Origin of the sequence: Halomonas zincidurans B6, assembly GCF_000731955.1 — a bacterium.
Lineage (GTDB): Bacteria > Pseudomonadota > Gammaproteobacteria > Pseudomonadales > Halomonadaceae > Modicisalibacter > Modicisalibacter zincidurans.
Genome location: NZ_JNCK01000001.1, coordinates 3008755 through 3026192, shown reverse-complemented (window position 1 = coordinate 3026192; position 17438 = coordinate 3008755). Strand labels below are relative to the sequence as shown.

The 17438-nt window shown below is 66.4% G+C and carries 18 protein-coding genes and 1 pseudogene; 12 read left to right on the top strand and 7 right to left on the bottom strand.

What is annotated here, in order from left to right:
* The first annotated feature begins 17 nt into the window (after nucleotides 1-17).
* From HALZIN_RS0114220 to HALZIN_RS0114205, 4 genes are all read left to right on the top strand, one after another.
* On the top strand, nucleotides 18-602 hold the full coding sequence (locus HALZIN_RS0114220) for a UPF0149 family protein (protein ID WP_031384856.1): 585 nt from the start codon (nucleotides 18-20) through the stop codon (nucleotides 600-602).
* 50 nt (nucleotides 603-652) lie between these two features.
* Nucleotides 653-2032 carry a Xaa-Pro aminopeptidase gene (pepP, locus tag HALZIN_RS0114215; RefSeq protein WP_051907528.1) on the top strand — a complete coding sequence of 460 codons (1380 nt, stop codon included), beginning with the start codon at nucleotides 653-655 and terminating at the stop codon, nucleotides 2030-2032.
* A 112-nt stretch (nucleotides 2033-2144) separates the two neighbouring features.
* Nucleotides 2145-3356 (top strand): 2-octaprenyl-6-methoxyphenyl hydroxylase, encoded by a 1212-nt coding sequence (gene ubiH / locus HALZIN_RS0114210; RefSeq protein WP_031384854.1) that lies wholly within the window; start codon nucleotides 2145-2147, stop codon nucleotides 3354-3356.
* Between the two features lie 36 nt (nucleotides 3357-3392).
* Entirely contained in the window at nucleotides 3393-4685 is a 1293-nt protein-coding gene (locus tag HALZIN_RS0114205; RefSeq protein WP_035575384.1) for a UbiH/UbiF/VisC/COQ6 family ubiquinone biosynthesis hydroxylase, read from the top strand.
* A gap of 58 nt (nucleotides 4686-4743) precedes the next feature.
* Here HALZIN_RS0114205 and HALZIN_RS0114200 read toward each other — a convergent pair whose 3' ends face one another.
* The 3 genes from HALZIN_RS0114200 to gpmI all read right to left on the bottom strand — a co-directional run bounded on the left by HALZIN_RS0114200 (nucleotide 4744) and on the right by gpmI (nucleotide 8914).
* Complete coding sequence (locus tag HALZIN_RS0114200; RefSeq protein ID WP_031384852.1) at nucleotides 4744-6048, bottom strand: S41 family peptidase; 1305 nt, start codon at nucleotides 6046-6048, stop codon at nucleotides 4744-4746.
* Between the two features lie 90 nt (nucleotides 6049-6138).
* A complete protein-coding gene (locus HALZIN_RS0114195; protein ID WP_231662997.1) occupies nucleotides 6139-7332 on the bottom strand; it encodes a murein hydrolase activator EnvC family protein in 1194 nt (397 codons plus the stop codon).
* Nucleotides 7333-7339: 7 nt separating this feature from the next.
* A complete protein-coding gene (gene gpmI / locus HALZIN_RS0114190) occupies nucleotides 7340-8914 on the bottom strand; it encodes a 2,3-bisphosphoglycerate-independent phosphoglycerate mutase (protein ID WP_031384850.1) in 1575 nt (524 codons plus the stop codon).
* A gap of 240 nt (nucleotides 8915-9154) precedes the next feature.
* Here gpmI and HALZIN_RS0114185 point away from each other — a divergent pair, with 240 nt between their 5' ends.
* The 4 genes and pseudogenes from HALZIN_RS0114185 (at nucleotide 9155) to HALZIN_RS17635 (ending at nucleotide 11411) form a co-directional block, all read left to right on the top strand.
* Nucleotides 9155-9574, top strand: a complete 420-nt coding sequence (locus HALZIN_RS0114185; RefSeq protein WP_031384849.1) for a rhodanese-like domain-containing protein — start codon at nucleotides 9155-9157, stop codon at nucleotides 9572-9574.
* Nucleotides 9575-9625: 51 nt separating this feature from the next.
* Nucleotides 9626-10117 (top strand): protein-export chaperone SecB, encoded by a 492-nt coding sequence (gene secB / locus HALZIN_RS0114180; protein WP_031384848.1) that lies wholly within the window; start codon nucleotides 9626-9628, stop codon nucleotides 10115-10117.
* A 16-nt stretch (nucleotides 10118-10133) separates the two neighbouring features.
* Nucleotides 10134-10869 (top strand): annotated as a pseudogene (locus tag HALZIN_RS18715) (16S rRNA (uracil(1498)-N(3))-methyltransferase).
* A 209-nt stretch (nucleotides 10870-11078) separates the two neighbouring features.
* Nucleotides 11079-11411 carry an FRG domain-containing protein gene (locus HALZIN_RS17635; protein ID WP_328286636.1) on the top strand — a complete coding sequence of 111 codons (333 nt, stop codon included), beginning with the start codon at nucleotides 11079-11081 and terminating at the stop codon, nucleotides 11409-11411.
* On the opposite strand, the gene HALZIN_RS17965 is transcribed toward HALZIN_RS17635, so the two are convergent.
* Together HALZIN_RS17965 and HALZIN_RS0114170 are read right to left on the bottom strand one after the other, a co-directional pair.
* Nucleotides 11399-11599 carry a hypothetical protein gene (locus tag HALZIN_RS17965; RefSeq protein ID WP_150113123.1) on the bottom strand — a complete coding sequence of 67 codons (201 nt, stop codon included), beginning with the start codon at nucleotides 11597-11599 and terminating at the stop codon, nucleotides 11399-11401. The genes HALZIN_RS17635 and HALZIN_RS17965 overlap by 13 nt on opposite strands.
* Before the next feature lie 35 nt (nucleotides 11600-11634).
* Entirely contained in the window at nucleotides 11635-12996 is a 1362-nt protein-coding gene (locus HALZIN_RS0114170; protein WP_031384847.1) for an IS1380 family transposase, read from the bottom strand.
* Between the two features lie 139 nt (nucleotides 12997-13135).
* Between HALZIN_RS0114170 and HALZIN_RS17960 the strand changes: the two genes are divergently transcribed.
* Nucleotides 13136-13552 carry a hypothetical protein gene (locus tag HALZIN_RS17960; protein WP_150113122.1) on the top strand — a complete coding sequence of 139 codons (417 nt, stop codon included), beginning with the start codon at nucleotides 13136-13138 and terminating at the stop codon, nucleotides 13550-13552.
* A gap of 69 nt (nucleotides 13553-13621) precedes the next feature.
* Here the strand turns inward: HALZIN_RS17960 and HALZIN_RS0114165 are convergent, their stop codons facing one another.
* Together HALZIN_RS0114165 and HALZIN_RS0114160 are read right to left on the bottom strand one after the other, a co-directional pair.
* Nucleotides 13622-13891, bottom strand: coding sequence for a BrnA antitoxin family protein (locus HALZIN_RS0114165; RefSeq protein WP_031384846.1), 270 nt, complete (start codon nucleotides 13889-13891; stop codon nucleotides 13622-13624).
* Nucleotides 13866-14177, bottom strand: a complete 312-nt coding sequence (locus tag HALZIN_RS0114160; protein WP_031384845.1) for a BrnT family toxin — start codon at nucleotides 14175-14177, stop codon at nucleotides 13866-13868. Before HALZIN_RS0114160 ends, HALZIN_RS0114165 begins: the two co-directional genes overlap by 26 nt.
* A 139-nt stretch (nucleotides 14178-14316) precedes the next feature.
* Here HALZIN_RS0114160 and HALZIN_RS0114155 point away from each other — a divergent pair, with 139 nt between their 5' ends.
* From HALZIN_RS0114155 to HALZIN_RS0114145, 3 genes are all read left to right on the top strand, one after another.
* Nucleotides 14317-15042, top strand: coding sequence for a CvfB family protein (locus HALZIN_RS0114155; RefSeq protein ID WP_035575382.1), 726 nt, complete (start codon nucleotides 14317-14319; stop codon nucleotides 15040-15042).
* A gap of 372 nt (nucleotides 15043-15414) precedes the next feature.
* Complete coding sequence (gshB, locus tag HALZIN_RS0114150) at nucleotides 15415-16386, top strand: glutathione synthase (RefSeq protein WP_031384843.1); 972 nt, start codon at nucleotides 15415-15417, stop codon at nucleotides 16384-16386.
* Between the two features lie 69 nt (nucleotides 16387-16455).
* The gene (locus HALZIN_RS0114145; protein ID WP_031384842.1) at nucleotides 16456-17427 is read left to right on the top strand and encodes an energy transducer TonB; all 972 of its coding nucleotides are present in this window, start codon (nucleotides 16456-16458) and stop codon (nucleotides 17425-17427) included.
* The last annotated feature ends 11 nt before the right edge of the window (nucleotides 17428-17438 follow it).

Genomic DNA, 17438 nt, shown 5'->3' with positions numbered 1-17438 from the left:
CGCCATTATGGAAGCTCATGTCTATCATCAACGATCAGCTCGATTTCTCCACGGTCGCCGATGTCTTGCTAATCCACGGCAGCCTGCAGTCGCCGGCGTTCCTGGACGGCCAGCTGAGCGCTGCGCTGGCGCTTAACGACATTCCCGCCGGGGCCTGGCTGGAGACGGTCTGCCTGGCGATGGGCGTCGACCAGCCCCATGACCGCGAAGCCGGCGAGGTGCTGCTGGCCTGGCGTCGTCAGGCACTGGAGGCGCTCTCCGCGGCCGATCTCAACTTCGAACCGCTGCTGCCCGACGAGCTTTTTTCGCTCGCCGAGCGCGCCCGCGGCCTGCGCGAATGGACGCTGGGTTTCCTTGAAGTGGTCAACGAGATCGGCGGCGAAACCCGCGACGCCTGGTCGGCCAACTTGCGCGAGGCGATCGAGGACCTGGAGACCCTGGCCGGGCTCGACGAGCTGGCCCTCGACGACAGCCCCGAGAACGAGAACGACCTGTTCACGCTCACCGAGCACGCACGGATGGCTGCGATGCTGCTGTACACCGAACAGCACCCCGCCAGCCCCCAGGTCGAACAGGGCGATACCCCGCCACCCACCCAATGATTGCGCGTCGCTGACGCGATGAGTCGTCGACGCAATGAAAAGGAGCGCGCATGGCACCCGACACACTACACTATTCATCATCGCCCCGGTCATCATCGCCCCGCCCTGCGGCCATCGGCCTCGACGAATACCGCCAGCGGCGCCAGGCGCTGATGGCCGGGTTGCCGGGCTCGAGCGCGGTGCTGTTGCCGGCAGCAACGTTGGTCACGCGCAGCAACGACAGCGAATACACTTTCCGCCAGAACAGCGATTTCCATTACCTGTGCGGTTTTCCCGAGCCCGATGCGCTGCTGCTGCTGCTGCCCGATCGCGAGGACGGCGAAGCGGTCCTGTTCTGTCTCGACAAGGACCCCGCTCTGGAAGCCTGGACCGGTATCCGGGTCGGCGCCGAGGCGGCGGTCGAGCGCTACGGCGTCGACCAGGCCTTCGCCAACAGCGAGCGCGACGAGCGCCTGGCGGCGCTGCTCGATGGCCGACGGCATCTTTACCTGCCGCTCGGCGACGACGGCGCGATGGCGCTCGCCGAGGAGGTGCGCCAACAGTTGCTGGCCCGCGCGCGGCGGGGCGCCCGCGCGCCCGAAGCGCTGGTCGACGTCGCAGCGCTGATTCACGAGCAGCGTCTGATCAAGAGCGACGCCGAGCTCGAGCTCATGCGCCACGCCGCACGGATCTCCGCCCGGGCGCATGTGCGCGCAATGCGCAGCGCCCGTCCCGGACTCGGCGAGTATCAGTTGCAGGCCGAGCTCGAGCACGAGTTCCAGTGGCACGGCGCTCGCGCCCCGGCTTACAGCACCATCGTCGGCGGCGGCGCCAACGCCTGCGTGCTGCATTACATCGAGAACGCCGCGACCCTCGCCGCCGGCGAGCTGGTACTGATCGACGCCGGCGCCGAATTCGCGCTGTATGCCGGCGACATCACCCGTACCTTCCCGGTCAACGGCCGCTTCAGCGCCACCCAGCGCAGCGTCTACGACATCGTGCTCGCCGCGCAGACGCGTGCCGTCGAGGCCGTACGCCCCGGGGCGACGCTCGGCGAGATCCATCGCGGCGTGGTCCGCGACCTGACCCGCGGGCTGATCGAGCTGGGTCTGCTGCAGGGCAGCGTTGAAGACGAGCTAGACGCGCGCATCGACGACGAAAGCTATAAGCGCTTCTACCTGCATTCGACCTCCCACTGGTTGGGGCTCGACGTGCACGACGTCGGCGGCCAGCGCCGCGATGGCGAGCCGCGCCAGCTCGAGCCGGGGATGGTATTGACCGTCGAGCCCGGGCTGTACATTCCGGCCGACGACGACATTCCGGCCGCCTTGCGCGGCATCGGCATCCGCATCGAGGACGACGTGGTGGTCACCGCCACTGGCCATGAGGTACTGACGGCGGATGCGCCCAAGCGGGTCGAGGATATCGAAGCCCTGATGGTCAAGAATTGATCAAGTCGATGTGCGTGATTTTTAATCATACGTAAATTACGTAAAGAGCCGGAATAGGCTTGAGCAGCAGGGCGCGCTACACGAACACGCGCTACAGAACAAAGGAGAGTTCATGGGCGTAACCCCGGTAGATATCGCCATCGTCGGCGGCGGCCTGGTCGGCGCGAGCCTGGGCTGCGCGCTGGCGCCGCTGATCGAACGCCACGGGCTGCGGGTGACGGTGATCGAGGCGGCGCCGCTGGCGGTGCCTTCCAGGGCGGACCTGGCGGACTATCAGCCGAGCTTCGACGTGCGCGCCAGCGCCATCGCGCTGGGCTCGCGCTGGCACTTCGAGACGCTGGGGGTGTGGCCGGACCTGGCCGGTGAGGCCACGGCCATCGAGACCATTCACGTCAGCGAGCGCGGCCGGCTTGGCGCGACCCGGCTGACGGCCCGGGAGTTGGGCATGCACGCGCTGGGGTACGTAATGCCCAATGCCTGGATGGGCCGCGTGCTGCATGCGCGGCTGGGCGAGCAGGCGATCGACTGGCAGTGCCCCGCGCGGGTCGAGTCGATCGCCCCGCAGGCCGGCGGCCATCGCCTGGCGCTGTCCAACGGCGAAATCCTTGAAGCCGGGCTGACCGTACTCGCCGATGGCGGGCGTTCGGGGCTCAAGGAACGCCTGGGGATCATTAGCCGGACGACCCCCTACGAGCAGAGCGCGCTGATCGCCACCCTCGAGGTCAGCCGCCCGCATCGCGGCGTGGCCTTCGAGCGCTTCGCGCCGGATGGCCCGCTGGCGCTGCTGCCGCTCAAGGGCAACCGCATGGAATTGATCTGGACCCACCAGCAGGGTCGCGAACAGGCGATCCTGGCGCTCGACGACGCGGCCTTCCTGGCGCGCCTGCAGGCGGCGTTCGGCGAGCGGGTGGGGCGCTTCCGGCGGGTCGGCGCCCGTCACGTCTACCCGCTGTCGCTGGTGACCGCGAAGGAAACGGCGCGTCCGGGGCTGGCGGTGCTGGGCAACGCCGCGCACTCGCTGCACCCGGTCGCCGGCCAGGGCTTCAACCTGGCGCTGCGCGGAGTGATGGACCTGGTGGCGGCGCTCGAGGCGGGGCTGACGACCGGCCAGGGGCCGGGCGACATGCGCGTCATGCAGGATTTCGAGGCGCGCCGCGAACGCGATAGCCACACCGTGATCCGTTTCAGCGATGGGCTGATCCGGCTGTTCGGCCTCGACCATCCCCTCCTTTCCCACGCCCGTGCGGCGGGGTTGGTGGGGCTCAATCTGGCCGGGCCGCTGCGCCGGACATTGGCCAGGCGGGCGATGGGCATCGAACGCTAGTAACTGCAACGGCTACACGGCAAAGGACAACGACTCATGACAGACAGCGATGCCGCGGCGGCTCGACAAGCCTCGTCGCAAGAAAAAGCCCCGCCGCAGGACAGGGAGTTCACCGAGCAGGTGATCGTCGTCGGTGGCGGGCTGGTCGGCGCCACGCTGGCGCTGCTGCTCGGCGAGGCGGGTATTGCCGTGCGCGTGCTCGAGAGCCGGGGGCGGCCGCTCGATGGCGAGGCGGTGGGCAAGGGCCCGCCGGCGGCGCGGGTCAGCGCGCTGACGCCAGTTAGTGAGCGCTTGCTCAGCAACCTCGGTGTGTGGCCGGCGATCGCCGGGCGGCGCGCCACGCCCTATACCGGCATGCAGGTCTGGGACGGCGAAGGCAGCGGCGAGATCCGCTTTCATGCCGACGAGGTGGGGGTCGCGACGCTGGGGCACATCGTCGAGAACGCGGTGGTGCTTGCCGCGCTGGAGGCGCGCCTGCAGGCGTTGCCCTCGGTGCGCATCGATTACGGCGTGCGGCTTAAGGCCTTGCAGAGCCCGGCCAGCGGACGTCGATTGATACTCGACGACGGCCGCCGGTTGCAGGCGCCGCTGGTTATCGCCGCCGACGGCGCGCGCTCGCAGCTGCGCGAGCTGGCCGAGATCGCCGTGCGCGAACGCGACACCGGTCAGGCGGCGCTGGTGACCACGGTGCGCTGCGAGCGGCCCCACGGCGGCGTCGCCCGTCAGGTCTTCCGCGGCGACGGGCCGCTGGCGTTTTTGCCGCTGACGGTGGATGGCGATGCGCACTACTGCTCGATCGTCTGGTCGACGGCGTCCGACGAGGCCGCGCGTCTCGCCGCGCTGCCCGACGAGGCATTGGCCGGCGAACTGGGCGAGGCGTTCGAGCAGCGCCTGGGCGGCGTGACGGTGACCGGCGCCACGGCGCGCTTTCCGCTGACCCAGCGTCACGCCGCGCATTACGTCGAGCCGGGGCTGGCGCTGATCGGCGATGCCGCCCACAACATTCATCCGCTGGCCGGCCAGGGCGTCAACCTGGGACTGATGGACGCCGCGGTACTCGCCGAGGAGCTGCTCGCGGCGCGCGACCGCGGTGCCGGCCTCGGCGACGTGCGCATCCTGTCGCGCTACGCACGGCGACGGCGCGGCGACAATAGCCTGATGCTGGCATTGATGGATGGTTTCAGGTTGCTGTTCGGCGCCCGAACTCCGGCGCTGCGGCTGCTGCGCAACGTCGGGTTGAGCGGAGCCGACCGGCTGGTGCCGGTCAAGCGGCTGATGATGCGCCAGGCGATCGGCGAGCGCGGGCGGCTGCCGGCGCGCTGTCGCTAGCCGGCGCTGTCGATAGCCGCCCACTGCCGGCGCTGTCGATAGCCGCCCACTGCCGCGGCTAGCCGCTGGGCGCTTCGCCCGCCGAGCCCGCCGACCGGGCGGGGCGACGTTCGAGCACGTTGAGCGCCTTGAGCAGATTGAGCGCCTCGCCGAGCTGGTAATCAAGCACCGGCTGACTGGATGCGCGGTCCTTCGGCGCGCGGCCGTTGGGGTTGGCCAGCCGCCCGGCGAGATCCGATTCGCTCAGGCCGAAGTCGTTGCCTTCGGCGACCTCGAGCCGGCCGCGCACCACCTCGACATCGGGGGCGATGCCCTGGGCCTGGATCGAGCGGCCGTTGGGCGTGTAATACAGCGCCGTGGTCAGCTTGAGACCATCGCCGTTGCCCAGCGGCATGACCTGCTGCACGGAACCCTTGCCGAAACTCCGCGTGCCCATCACCACCGCCCGGCCTTGATCCTGCAGGGCGCCGGCGACGATCTCGGCTGCCGAGGCGCTGCCGCCGTTGATCAGCACCACCATCGGCACGTCGGTCAGGGTACCCTCGGCCTGCGCCGAGAAACGCATGTCGCTGTCGGGCAAGCGGCCCTCGGTATACACGATCAGCCCGCTGTCGAGAAAGACATCGGCGACTTCGACGGCGCTGTCAAGGACTCCGCCGGGGTTGTTGCGCAGGTCGAGTATCAGCCCGTCCAGCGGCCCTTGCTGCTTGAGCGTGGCGAGGGCATCCTTGAGCTGGTTGCCGGTGCGACTCTGAAACTGGCTGATCCGCAGATAGCCGTAGCCGGGTTCGAGCAGCTCTTGCTTGACGCTGTCGCTGCGGATGATCTGGCGGGTCAGGGTCAGCGTACGCGGGGAATTATCGCCCTCGCGCAGGATGGTCATCTGGATGTCGGTGCCGGCCTCGCCGCGCATCAGCGTCACGGCTTGCTGCAGCGACATGCCTTCGGTGGGCGTCGCGTCGATGCGCAGGATCACGTCGCGGGGCTGGAGCCCGGCCGCCGCCGCCGGCGTGTCGTCGATCGGCGCGATCACCGTCAACTGGCCATCCTGCATGCCGACCTCGATGCCCACGCCGCCGAACTCGCCCTCGGTGGACTCGCGCAGGGCCTCGAAATCCTCGCTGTCGAGATAGCTCGAGTGCGGGTCGAGCTCGCTGAGCATGCCGCGCATGGCGTTGCGCATCAGCGTGCTGTCGTCGACCTCCTCGACGTAGGCGCGCTTGATGCGCTCGAAGACCTCGGCGAAGGTCTGGACATCGGCCACCGGCAGCTCGTCGTCGGACGCTTCGGGGGCGGCCAGCGTCGGTGTTGTGAAGGAAACGAGAAGGGCTGGCAGCAGCCAGCGAAGACAATGAACGCGCATGCTCACTCCGGATCGCGTCGGGCGAGGGCTCAGCATAGCGTTAGCGGCGGGGCCAGTGCTACCCGCGCCGTCGTGGAGTGAGGCTGAGTGTCAGCGCTGGCTGATCCAGCGCCGTGGATCGATCGGCTCGCCGTTCTTGCGCATCTCGAAATACAGCGCCGGATCGCGGCGCCCGCCGCTGGCGCCGACGGCGGCGATCGTCTGGCCGCTGGCGACGCGGGCGCCGACCGCGACGTCGAAGCGCTGGACGTACGCGTACAGCGACATCACGTCATCGCCGTGGTCGATGATCAACAGGTTGCCGAAGCCGCGCATCCAGTCGGCGAACACCACGCGCCCGGCATGAATCGCCTTGACCGGGGTGCCGGCGGCGGCGGCGATCACCAGGCCGTTGCGGTTGACGCCCTCGCCGCTGCCGTAGGTCGAGACGATCCGGCCCTGCACCGGCCAGGGCAGGTCGCCGCGGGTCTTGTCGATGGCGGTGGAAGGCGGCGGCTGGTCGAGCCGCTTGAGCGCTTCGCGGATGCGCGCGAGTTGCTGTTCGGCCTCGTTGCGTGCGCGGGCCAGCGCTTGCTGGCGACTGCGCTCGTCGCTGTAGCGCGCGTCGAGCTTGGCGACCAGCGCTTCGCGCTCACGCGCCTGGCGATTCAGCGCGGTGCGCTGTTCGGCGGCCTCGGCGACCAGCTCGGCGAGGCGTTGGCGGCGTTGATCGAGGGATGTTCGGGTCTCGGCGAGCTGGGTGTCGAGTCGCGCCAGTTCGTCGAGCTGGCGTTCACGCGCCCGGGAAAGACGGTTGAGATAGGTCTGCAGGCGATCGAGCCGCCCCGGCTCGTCCTGGTTGAGCAAGAGTTTCAACTGCGGCGAGTCGCCGACCCGGTAGAGCGCGTCGAGCTGCTTGGCCAAGGCGTCGAGCTGTTCGCGGCGCCGCTCGCGCAGGGTCTGGCGGCGGCTCTCGAGTCCGGCGATCTGGCCATCGAGGCGGCGCTGTTGGTCGGCCAGCGAGGCCAGCCGGCGGCGCAGTTCGGCGAGCCGGGTCTCGACCTGGGCGAGCGCTTCGCTGGCATCGCTGCGCGCTTCGCGGGTCGCCGCCAGGCGCTTGCCGAGCGCCTGGAGATCCTTGCCGAGCGCATCGACACGCGCTGCCGCGGCCTGGGCGTCCTCCTTGCTGGCGGACTGCGCCGCCGCGTCGGGCAGGCCGCCCGTCAGCAGCGCGGCGCTAGCCGCCAGGGCCAACGCCAGGTTGCGAATGGCGCGCGCGGCGCCGCGCGGCGTGCCGACAGTCACCCGCCGGTCAGCGGTAGTCGACCAGCACGTTGCCGGTCATCTCGTCGGGGATCGGCTCGCCCATCATCGCCAGCAGGGTGGGGGCGAGATCGCACAGCCGACCGTCGTCGCGCAGGCCAGCGCGGCGCTGGGTGACGTAGACCAGCGGCACCTCGAAGGTGGTGTGGGCGGTCTGCGGCGCGCCGGTTTCGGGGTTGACCATCTGCTCGGCGTTGCCGTGATCGGCGGTGATCAGGCACTCGCCGCCGGCGCGCTCGATCGCCTCGACCACCCGGCCCAGGCACACGTCGACCGCCTCGATGGCCTTGACCGCGGCGTCGAAGTCGCCGCTGTGGCCGACCATGTCGCCGTTGGCGTAGTTGCAGACGATCAGGTCGTAGCTGCCCGCGTCGATCGCCGAGACTAGCGTGTCGGTGAGTTCAACGGCGCTCATCTCGGGCTTCTCGTCGTAGGTCTTGACGTCCTGCGGCGAGGGGATCAGCTCGCGGTGTTCGCCGTCGAACGCGGCCTCGCGACCGCCGGAGAAGAAGAACGTCACGTGGGCGTACTTCTCGGTTTCGGCGATGCGCAGCTGGGTCATGCCGCGCTTGGCGACCACCTCGCCGAGGGTGTTGACCAGGTCGCTGGGCGGGAAGGCGCACGGGGCGGGGATGTCGGCGGCGTACCGGGTGAGCATCACCAGGCCCTCGCCGGCCAGGCGTGGACGCGCCTGGCGCTGGAAGCCGCTGAAACCGTCCTCGACGAAGGCGCGGGTCAGCTCACGGGCGCGGTCGGCGCGAAAGTTCATGAAGATCGCCGCGTCGCCGTCGGCCATGACCACCGGCTCACCCGCCGGGCGTACGCTGGTGGCGACGACGAATTCGTCGGTTTCGCCGCGGGCGTAGGCGGCCGCCAGGCCGGCTTCGGCGGACTCGGCGATGTGCGTGCCGGCCCCTTCGCTCACCACGCGATAGGCCTGCTCGACGCGATCCCAGCGGTTGTCGCGGTCCATGGCGAAATAACGCCCGACGATCGAGGCGACGAAGCCGTTGTCGGCGCCCACCAGCTCGGCGAGCTGGGCGTTGGCGCGCTCGAGGGACGCCTGGGCGCTTTTTGGCGCGGTGTCGCGGCCATCGAGGAAGGCGTGAATGTAGATGCGCTTGGCGCCGCGTGCCGCGGCCAGTTCGGCCATCGCCAGGATATGATCTTCGTGGCTGTGCACGCCCCCCGGCGACAACAGTCCGAGCAGGTGCACGGCGCGTCCGGCCGCCACCGCGGCGTCGATCGGCTGGGTCAGCTCGGCGATGCCGGCCAGCTCATCGTCGGCGATCGCCTTGGTGATGCGGGTGAAATCCTGATAGACGATGCGTCCCGCGCCGAGGTTCATGTGACCCACCTCGGAATTGCCCATCTGGCCGTCGGGCAGGCCCACGTAGCCGCCGTCGGTGTGGATCAGGCCGTGGGGATAGCGCGACTTGAGCGCATCCATCACCGGCGTGTCGGCGGCGGCCACCGCGTTGTGTTCGGTCGACTCGTTGTGGCCGTAGCCATCAAGGATGATCAACGCCACCGGGCGCGGGCGGGAAACTGTGGCATCTGCCATGTTGGGGCCTCGTGTTTGCTGTAGCGGGCATCGGCCGGCGGCACTGGCGGCACCAGCCTCCGGGCTTCGCGACTCACGTTCGTATGGCATCATACCGCAGCGGATGGGCGAACGTCACAACCCGCCCATGGTCGACGGACGCAGCCGCAAGGCTTGTGTATACTGGGCGCCGCCCGTACGCGCGGGCCGTTTTCAACCCGAGCTATCAACTAGCGCTATCCGGCAGAGTTACCCAGACCCATGATCGATCAGTTGTTCGAATTCGTGCAGAATCACCCGCTGCTGGTGGGTGCCTTCGTGGCGGTGCTCGCCGCCTGGCTGGCCTACGAGGCCAAGACCGGCAACCACGGTGTCGATACCGGCGAGGCCACCAAGCTGGTCAATCGCGACGACGCGGTGATCGTCGATATCCGCGATCCCAAGGAATTCAAGGCCGGGCACATCGCCGGCGCGCGCAATATTCCCCAGGGCAAGCTCGACCAGCGTCTCAACGAGCTCGACAAGTTCAAGGACAAGCCGGTCGTGGTGGTCTGCAAGCAGGGCCAGTCGTCCGCCGCCGCCGTCACCAAGCTGACCCAGGCCGGTTTCGCGCGCGCGGTCAAGCTCAAGGGCGGCATGGCCCAGTGGCAGGCCGACAACATGCCGGTGGTCAAGAAGTAACCGGCTCGCCCGCCTTCATCGAACAACCTCATCCAGACAAGAGACACAGTTATGGCAGACGACAACAAGCCGCAGGCCGCCCAGGGCAACGAACAGCAGCAACTGCAATTTTCCCTGCAGCGTATCTACGTCAAGGACATCTCCTTCGAGTCGCCCAACGCGCCCTCGGTCTTTCAGCAGCCGTTCAAGCCCAAGGTAAGCCTGGATCTCAACACCACCAGCGAACAGGTCGGCGAGAACCTCTACGAGGTGGTGGTCAAGGTCACCGCCCAGGTCGCGCATGCCGAGAGCGGCACCACCTCGTTTCTGGTCGAGGTCGAGCAGGGCGGGCTGTTCCGCATCGCCGGGCTGGAAGGCGAGCAGCTCGACCACACCCTGGGCGCCTTCTGCCCCAACGTGCTGTTCCCCTACGCGCGTGAATGCATCGACAATCTGGTCAACCGCGGCAGCTTCCCTCCGTTGATGCTGGCGCCGGTCAACTTCGAGGCGATGTACGCCCAGAAGAAGCAGCGCCAGGCCGAAGGCAGCGAGACTACCCAGTAAGCAAGTCAGCAAGGCGATGAGCGTCCCGCGCATCCACTTCGACGCCACGCTCACCGCGGGCGCCGAGCTGAGCCTGCCCGAAGGCCCGGCGCGCCACGTCGCGGCGGTGCTCAGGCTGCGCGAGGGCGCGGCGCTGACGCTGTTCGACGGCCGTGGCCAGGAGGCCGCGGCCGTGCTCGTCGAGGTCACCCGCAAGCGGGTCGTCGCGCGCATCGAGGCGGTGGAAGCGGGGCGCGGCGAGTCGCCGCTGGCGGTGCATCTGGGCCAGGCGATCTCCAAGGGCGATCGCATGGACTACGCCCTCCAGAAGGCCACCGAGCTGGGCGTGGCGGCGATCACCCCGCTCTACACCGAGCACGGCGACGTGCGCTTGAAGGGCGAACGCGAGGCCAAGAAACTCGCCCACTGGCAGGGCGTGGCGAGCAGCGCCTGCGAGCAGAGCGGGCGCGCCACCGTGCCCACGGCCCCCGCCCCCCCCGCCGCAGCCGCTCGGCGAGTGGCTGGCCAGCCGCGACGAAGCGTTGCGGCTGGTGCTTCACCCGGCCACCGCCTCGCCCTGGTCCGATCGCGAGACCATCGAGCGTGCCGCGCTGCTGATTGGCCCCGAAGGCGGCCTGTCCCCCGCCGAAGTCGACGCCGCCACGGCGGCCGGCTTCACCCCGCTGACCCTCGGCCCGCGCATTCTGCGCACCGAAACTGCCCCCGTAGTCGTGTTGACGCTGTTGCAGTATTATTTTGGGGATTTGGGGTAAGGGGCAGGCCACCTCTCACGATCGCGGGCGGATAAATTGTTGAGGAACAAGGGGCTTCCAAGAATGAATTTATTTGTCTTGATACTCGGAATAGCCTTATTTCTCCTCGGGGCTTATCTACAGAGCGAGGATAAAAATAGCGTGATCGCTTGGTGTTTTATGGGTGTTGGTGTATTTCTCTGGATAGGCTCAATATACTAGGCCCTAGGATGGTTATGAATGAAATAATGTTTGACTCAATCCAAGAGTATTTGGAGATTGTTCGGTGCCTTCCTAGCGCATGGAACATGCATCCAAGCGGTCTCTGGTACCGTGGAGTTAAAGAGGCAAATTACGCACTAATTCCGGGATGTGTCTGGCAAAAAATTGACCTTGATCTTGAAGAATCATGCGTTGGTGAATTTCTAATTCATTATCGTTCTTTCTATTCTGAAGCTATCCAAGATCCCTTGGAGTTGTATGCATTGATGCAGCATTATGGTTTGCCGACCAGATTATTAGATTGGACAACCTCCCCATTGGTTGGACTCTATTTTGCCTGAATCCGTGAAGCCGGCGTCGGCACTTTCCCTATCACCGCCAGCGAGCATTTTTTGACCTCCGATCCCGTCTCAATCGCCGAACGCATGTCTGCGATGGCCAACCATTGCCGCGTCGGCCGGCGACGATGATCCGTTTTGTCATGCATTTCTACCCGCCGGGCATGGCGATGCTGGCTGCTGGTGACCATCAGCCCTCTTCCAAGTGACATTCCCCGACAGGCGATCAGCAGGGCGATCCTCGCGGGTAACGCAGCCGGCTCCGCAGGGTGTTCAACACCGTCATGCGGCCAATGTCCTGCCCGAAATCGAGGATGATCTGACGGGCCTTGTGGACTACCACGGCGGCACGATGGACCAGTTCCTGCAATACGGTGCGTATCCGGCGCCGCTTGGCGGGATGGCGCACCGGGCTCAGCTCGCCAGTCATGCCCAGTTGCCCCATCAGACGCAGGATGTTATAGGCCAGCTGGGCGAGATGCAGGATCAGGTCGTTGGTGGCGAACTTGCCCGAGGGCAGACGCTCCAGGTCGAGATCGGTCTTGATCTCGCTGTGAAACTGCTCATGGGTGGCATGCGCCTGATAGCGCTGGATCACCGCCTCCGGCGCCTCGTCCAGGCTGGTCCACCAGCCTTCCAGCTCATAGTCCGGTTCGAGCAGCAGCTGGCCATCGCGATCGGCGGTGCGCTCCACCAGGCGCATCACACGCCTGACCTCGACCTCGGTCTGGCCATCGCGGATCGAGACGGTCTGTGTCCACAACGCCTGGCGCTTGCCGGGGCGCAGCTCTTCTTGCCAGCAGTCTTCGGCGACGGCGCACCAGGTGGCGAGATCGGCCTTGGCCGAGTCCCGCGGGTTCCATTTGACGAGGTAGTCGAGCCGCCGGCCCTCGTCGGCAAAGGCCTGCCGCTGCCGTTCGAGAAGGGCCAGATGCGCCTGGCTGTCGAAGCCGCTGTCCTCGCGGACCAGGATCGGTTGCTCGGTCAGGCCCTGGGCGCGTGGCAGCACCCGCTCCAGGAAGGCGTTGCTCTCCTTCATGGTGTGCTGTTTGCCGGGACGCAGCTCCAGGCCCAGGCACCAGCCTTCATTGCCCAGATAGGCGGCGATCGGCGTGTAGCCATCGACCTTCTGGTAGGTCCGCGAGACGCCCTCCTTGTGCGAGTTGCTGTTGTCCATGACGAAGGTGTCGATGTCCAGACAGACATGCGTCTTCTCGGCGGTGATCGGTGCTTCCACCAGCGACAGCAAGGTGGTGGACCAAGTCGCGGTACGTGCCTGCAGATCATTGGCGGCGAGCTTCTCCAGCCGTTGGCGCAGCGTGGCGGAGCTCGGCACCTTCTGCAGGGCCAGCAGGTGCTGGAACGGTTTGTCGCGGCGGAAATTCTCGATGGCGTCATAGTCGCTCATGCCCAGACACAGCAGGCCCAGATAGCTCTTGACCACGTCGCTGGTGCGCATGCCCAGCGTGGTGGGGAAGCGACCGTCGATGCTGTCGACGCCGGCGATCTCAAGGCACTGCCCGATGATGGATAGCCCGGCGTGGCTGGTGAGGGTACGGCGACTGGCGCGAAACGTGACGTTGGGCATGGCACTGTCTGGGTGAATGACGATATTCGCTATATTGCCATGCAGGTCAGTAGGTTAGAAGCGCTGCAGGGGGGTCAGTCTCACGGATTCAGGTTTTGCTTTGGAAAAAGAGTCGGAAACTTCGAACACTGTATGGGCTATGTCTCCATCCGATCTCAACAAAATCACAACAGGTTTTGAAAGCAATATTGTGCCCAAGAGAAATATAGACCACTGTCCAACTAAATCTTGGCTTCCCGGTATGCTGCGTGAGGGCCTTACTAGTAAAGTTCCCGAGAACCCGTTTGCTTTCAAGCATCCTCTTGTCAATCCAAGAATTTCGGCCCAGAAGGGCTGCTTCACATTCCATGGAAAGCAGCTTAAAGGTATCGAAGAATATTTTTTTAGTGCTGGAAATGGCTGTATTGCCAAGCTCGTGCTAAAGACCCCGTCCAAAAGGACAGAAATACTTAAACAGCTTTATTCGCTTGGTTTTAAAGAGGACGACATCTATTGTGACTTGAATTCGCTCACGAAGCGAATCGTCCGCGAACAATCGTTGCTTATAGATGCTTAACCAAGGGTTGCAGCTGACCGTCTTTCCGCTGCCGCTCCAAGCCGGCGGCTGAGCCCAAGGGTTAGAACCTCAGCCCCGGCTGTCGTTCACATCATCCACCAGCCAAGCCTTGATCAGCGACTGATAGGGCATGTCTCGCTTGTTCGCTTCGATCTTTATCCGATCAAGTAGCGTTTCGGGCAAGCGGAGCGAGATAGTCTTGGTTGATGGCTTCAATTTCGGGAAAGAAGCTGGTTTCGCCTGGCTCCAGTCCACATAATCGGAGGAGTCGTGGCTTTCCCAGAACGCTCGCTCTTCCGCTTCCGTTTTGAACTCAGGCATCTTTTTTGACTTGCTCATAAACCGCCCTCTCTTTGCGGTGCATGTCGCGTGCGGAAATCACTCGAATCAACGTGCCGTTCTGCCTCTGTATGAACGTGACGTGGAGCAGCCTCTTGTCATCTGTCTCGCCAAGGGCATGAAAGCGGGCCTCGGCTTGGCTGTGCCTGGAGTCTTCCAGCACCAGAAGCGGCTCGTTAAAGAAGATTTCTTCCGCTTCGGACTGGCTGACGCCGTGCTTCTCCGCATTCTTTCGGGAGTTGCCTTCGTCCCAGTCAAAGCCAGTAACCTGTGCCCAGTTAATCATGAATGTATATTATCAATATATACATAGTCGTCAATGTCGCGTCGTTTGTGCGCTCTCTAATGTCGTCTCATGCCCGGCCCTTTGCCCGTATCGCCACTCGGCGTGATAATGAGCGCCTATCTCACGTAGGTGATTGTCTATGCCCCGCTCCCAGGATCCCTCCCCGCGTTTACCCGCCAGTGGGCGGCGCCAGCCGCTTGCCGAGGTCGGCGAGGTGGCACTGCTCAAGGTGGTCACGGTCAACGCCACCGGCGCGTTTCTCGACTGGGGCCGGCCCAAGGATTTGCTGTTGCCGTTCGGCGAGCAGGATTTCCGCCCGGCGGTCGACAAGTCGGTGCTGGTGAAGATCAATGTCGATGAGCAAGGCCGGCCGGTGGCCTCGATGCGCCTGGACCGGTTCATCAAGGACGAGGCCGAGGGGCTGGCCGCGGGCGACGCGGTGACGCTTGTGATCGGCGATCGCACCGAGCTGGGCGTCAAGGCGGTGGTCGAGCATCGCTTCTGGGGCCTTGTGTATCACGACGAATACCAGGCGGTGGGCTCGCGACCGCCGCGCCGTGGCGAGCGTTTGACCGGTTACGTGAAGCGCGTCCGCGACGACGGCCGGCTGGATCTGACCCTGCAGCCGTTGGGCGGCGCGCGGCGCGACCTGGCCGGCGAGCGGATCATGGCGGCGCTCGACGACGGCGAGGGCTTTCTGGCGCTCAACGACAAGAGCCCGGCGAGCGCGATCAAGGCGCAGCTGGGGATCAGCAAGAACGCCTTCAAGCAGGCCATCGGCGGGCTCTACCGGCAGCGCCGGATTCGCCTCGAGGCCGCCGGCATCCGTCGCGTGGAGCCCGGTGCCGACCCCGGTGTCGAGTAAGCGCCGCCGCTTGGTCTTGTGACGGCCGCTGCGGCATACTGCCGGGATCATTTGGTTCTTCGCAGATCAGCGTGAAACGTCAAGGCCTCGCTATTGGGAATAAATTGCCTCCCACGCGACCCGGCCTGGATGGCCATTTGGAGCATGGGGCCGGGGATTTTTGTGGGAGGGAACTTGTTCCCGATTGGCGCCGCAGGCGCCCGGCATGGCCGGGAAGGTACAGTGCCCGCCGCCATCGCGAATGAATTCGCTCCCGCAAGGACAAGCTAACCGGCAGTGGGCTGTGGAGGGAGCTTGTTCGCGATGATCTGTGCTGCATTTCCCGGCAAAATGCGATGAACCAATCATTTCCACCCATGGAAGACCGCACCGATGAGCGAACGCGCCCTCAAGATCGGGGTGGTGATGGACCCCATCGCCGACATTACCTACAAGAAGGACACCACGCTGGCCATGTTGTGGGCCGCCCAGTCACGCGGCGCCTCGCTGTACTACATGGAGCAGGAGGACCTGTACCTGGAGCATGGCCGTTCGATGGCCCGGCTGCGCGAGTTGAGCCCCTTCCGCGATCCGCAGCACTGGCACGAGCTCGGCGAGCCGCGGGCCACGCCGCTGGCCGAACTCGACGTGATCCTGATGCGCAAGGACCCGCCGGTCGACAGCCATTTCCTCAACGCCGTGCACCTGCTGGGCTTCGCCGAACGCGAGGGCGTGTTGGTGGTCAACCCGACCCGCGCGCTGCTTGAGTGCAACGAGAAGCTCTTTGCCCAGCAGTTTCCGCAGTGCGTACCGCCGACGCTGGTGGCGTGCAGCGACAAGGTGCTGCGCGCCTTCCATGCCGAGCATGGCGACGTGATCTTCAAGCCGCTCGACGGCATGGGCGGCACCGGGATCTTTCACGTCCAGCCCGACGGTCGCAACATCGGCGCGATCATCGAGACGCTGACCGAGCGGGGCCGACGCCAGATCATGGCCCAGCGCTACCTGCCCGAGATCAAGGACGGCGATACGCGCATCCTGCTGATCGACGGCGAGCCGGTGCCCTACGGCCTGGCGCGGGTGCCGATGGCCGGCGAGACCCGCGGCAACCTGGCGGCCGGCGGCCAGGGCCGCGCACGGGAGCTGACCGCGCGCGATCACTGGCTGATCGAGCAGGTCCAGCCAATGATCCGCGACAAGGGACTGATGTTCGTCGGCCTCGACGTGATCGGCGACTACATCACCGAGATCAACGTCACCAGCCCGACCTGCGTGCGCGAGATCGACGATCAGCGCGGCACCGACATCGCCGGCCTGCTGATGGACGTCGTCGAGCGGCGCCTCGGCGAGCTTCGGCTGCGCTGAGTGGTGGCCGGCTCGCCGTTGCCGCACGAGGGCGAGGGGGCGCGGGGGACGAAGAGAGAGAACAGCGTCATGGCGTTCGTGACTGATCCGATCCGCTATGCCCCGGTCAACCGCGGCTACCGCCAATGGCTGGCGGGTGGCCTGGCGGTGGCGTTGCATGGGGTGGTGATCGCCGTGGCCATGCAATGGCAGTGGGCACCGCCGATCAAGCACCGCGAGCCGGCCAGCATCGACGTGGTGCTGGCCCGCCAGCCGGCGGTCGAGCCGCAGGCCGCCCAGGCGATCGCCGCCGCCGCTCAGCGGGCCTCGGGTCCGGAGTCCGCCGGCCGCACGGTCGAAGAGCAGGTGGCCTCGCGTGTGGCTGCGCCACCGGCCCCGCCGCAGCCACAGGCACCGGCGAGCCCCGAAGCGCCGCCCGCACCCCAGCAGGCGCCGGAGCCTGACTCCGCTCCCGAGCCATCGGCGCCGGAGCCGCCACCGGAGCCCGAACCCGCGCCGCAGCCGCCGAGCCCCGAGCCGCCGCCCAAGCCCGAGTCAGCCCCCCAGCCCGAGGCGCCCCCGGAGCCGGCGACGCCGCCCAAAGCTTCGTCACCGCCCAAGACCTCGTCACAGCCCGATGCTCAGGCGCTGCTCGCCCAGGCGTCGGCCAGCGTGCGCGAGCGCGGCTTCGATTCGAGCGCGGCCGGCGGTGGCGACGACAGCGCCAGCGACAGCCAGAAGGCCGCGCAACGCGCCGCCAAGGCGCGCTATATCGATGCCTGGTCGCGACGCGTCGAGGAGTACGGCAATCGTTATTACCCGGCCCCCGAGGCGCTGGACGGCCAACTGCGTATCCGCGTGGTGATCGGCCGCGACGGTCAGCTACGCCAGGCAGAGGTGATACAATCCTCGCAACAGCCCGAACTCGACCAGGCCGCACTCGACACGGTGCGCGGCGCGGCGCCCTACCGGCCCTTCGACCGGGGCATGGGCGAGCGCGACAGCCTGACCATCACGCGGGTCTGGCAGTACGGGAAAGGCAACAATTTCGGCGTGCGTTGACGCCCGGGAGA

What these genes read in the sequence shown, in the direction of transcription:
- HALZIN_RS0114185 (WP_031384849.1), top strand. Translation starts at nt 9,155, where the DNA reads ATGATCGATCAGTTGTTCGAATTCGTGCAGAATCACCCGCTGCTGGTG.
- HALZIN_RS0114170 (WP_031384847.1), bottom strand. Translation starts at nt 12,996, where the DNA reads ATGCCCAACGTCACGTTTCGCGCCAGTCGCCGTACCCTCACCAGCCAC.
- HALZIN_RS0114155 (WP_035575382.1), top strand. Translation starts at nt 14,317, where the DNA reads ATGCCCCGCTCCCAGGATCCCTCCCCGCGTTTACCCGCCAGTGGGCGG.
- HALZIN_RS0114160 (WP_031384845.1), bottom strand. Translation starts at nt 14,177, where the DNA reads ATGATTAACTGGGCACAGGTTACTGGCTTTGACTGGGACGAAGGCAAC.
- pepP (WP_051907528.1), top strand. Translation starts at nt 653, where the DNA reads ATGGCACCCGACACACTACACTATTCATCATCGCCCCGGTCATCATCG.
- HALZIN_RS0114165 (WP_031384846.1), bottom strand. Translation starts at nt 13,891, where the DNA reads ATGAGCAAGTCAAAAAAGATGCCTGAGTTCAAAACGGAAGCGGAAGAG.
- HALZIN_RS0114220 (WP_031384856.1), top strand. Translation starts at nt 18, where the DNA reads ATGTCTATCATCAACGATCAGCTCGATTTCTCCACGGTCGCCGATGTC.
- HALZIN_RS17965 (WP_150113123.1), bottom strand. Translation starts at nt 11,599, where the DNA reads ATGGTCACCAGCAGCCAGCATCGCCATGCCCGGCGGGTAGAAATGCAT.
- gshB (WP_031384843.1), top strand. Translation starts at nt 15,415, where the DNA reads ATGAGCGAACGCGCCCTCAAGATCGGGGTGGTGATGGACCCCATCGCC.
- secB (WP_031384848.1), top strand. Translation starts at nt 9,626, where the DNA reads ATGGCAGACGACAACAAGCCGCAGGCCGCCCAGGGCAACGAACAGCAG.
- HALZIN_RS0114205 (WP_035575384.1), top strand. Translation starts at nt 3,393, where the DNA reads ATGACAGACAGCGATGCCGCGGCGGCTCGACAAGCCTCGTCGCAAGAA.
- gpmI (WP_031384850.1), bottom strand. Translation starts at nt 8,914, where the DNA reads ATGGCAGATGCCACAGTTTCCCGCCCGCGCCCGGTGGCGTTGATCATC.
- HALZIN_RS0114200 (WP_031384852.1), bottom strand. Translation starts at nt 6,048, where the DNA reads ATGCGCGTTCATTGTCTTCGCTGGCTGCTGCCAGCCCTTCTCGTTTCC.
- HALZIN_RS17635 (WP_328286636.1), top strand. Translation starts at nt 11,079, where the DNA reads ATGGTTATGAATGAAATAATGTTTGACTCAATCCAAGAGTATTTGGAG.
- HALZIN_RS17960 (WP_150113122.1), top strand. Translation starts at nt 13,136, where the DNA reads ATGTCTCCATCCGATCTCAACAAAATCACAACAGGTTTTGAAAGCAAT.
- HALZIN_RS0114145 (WP_031384842.1), top strand. Translation starts at nt 16,456, where the DNA reads ATGGCGTTCGTGACTGATCCGATCCGCTATGCCCCGGTCAACCGCGGC.
- ubiH (WP_031384854.1), top strand. Translation starts at nt 2,145, where the DNA reads ATGGGCGTAACCCCGGTAGATATCGCCATCGTCGGCGGCGGCCTGGTC.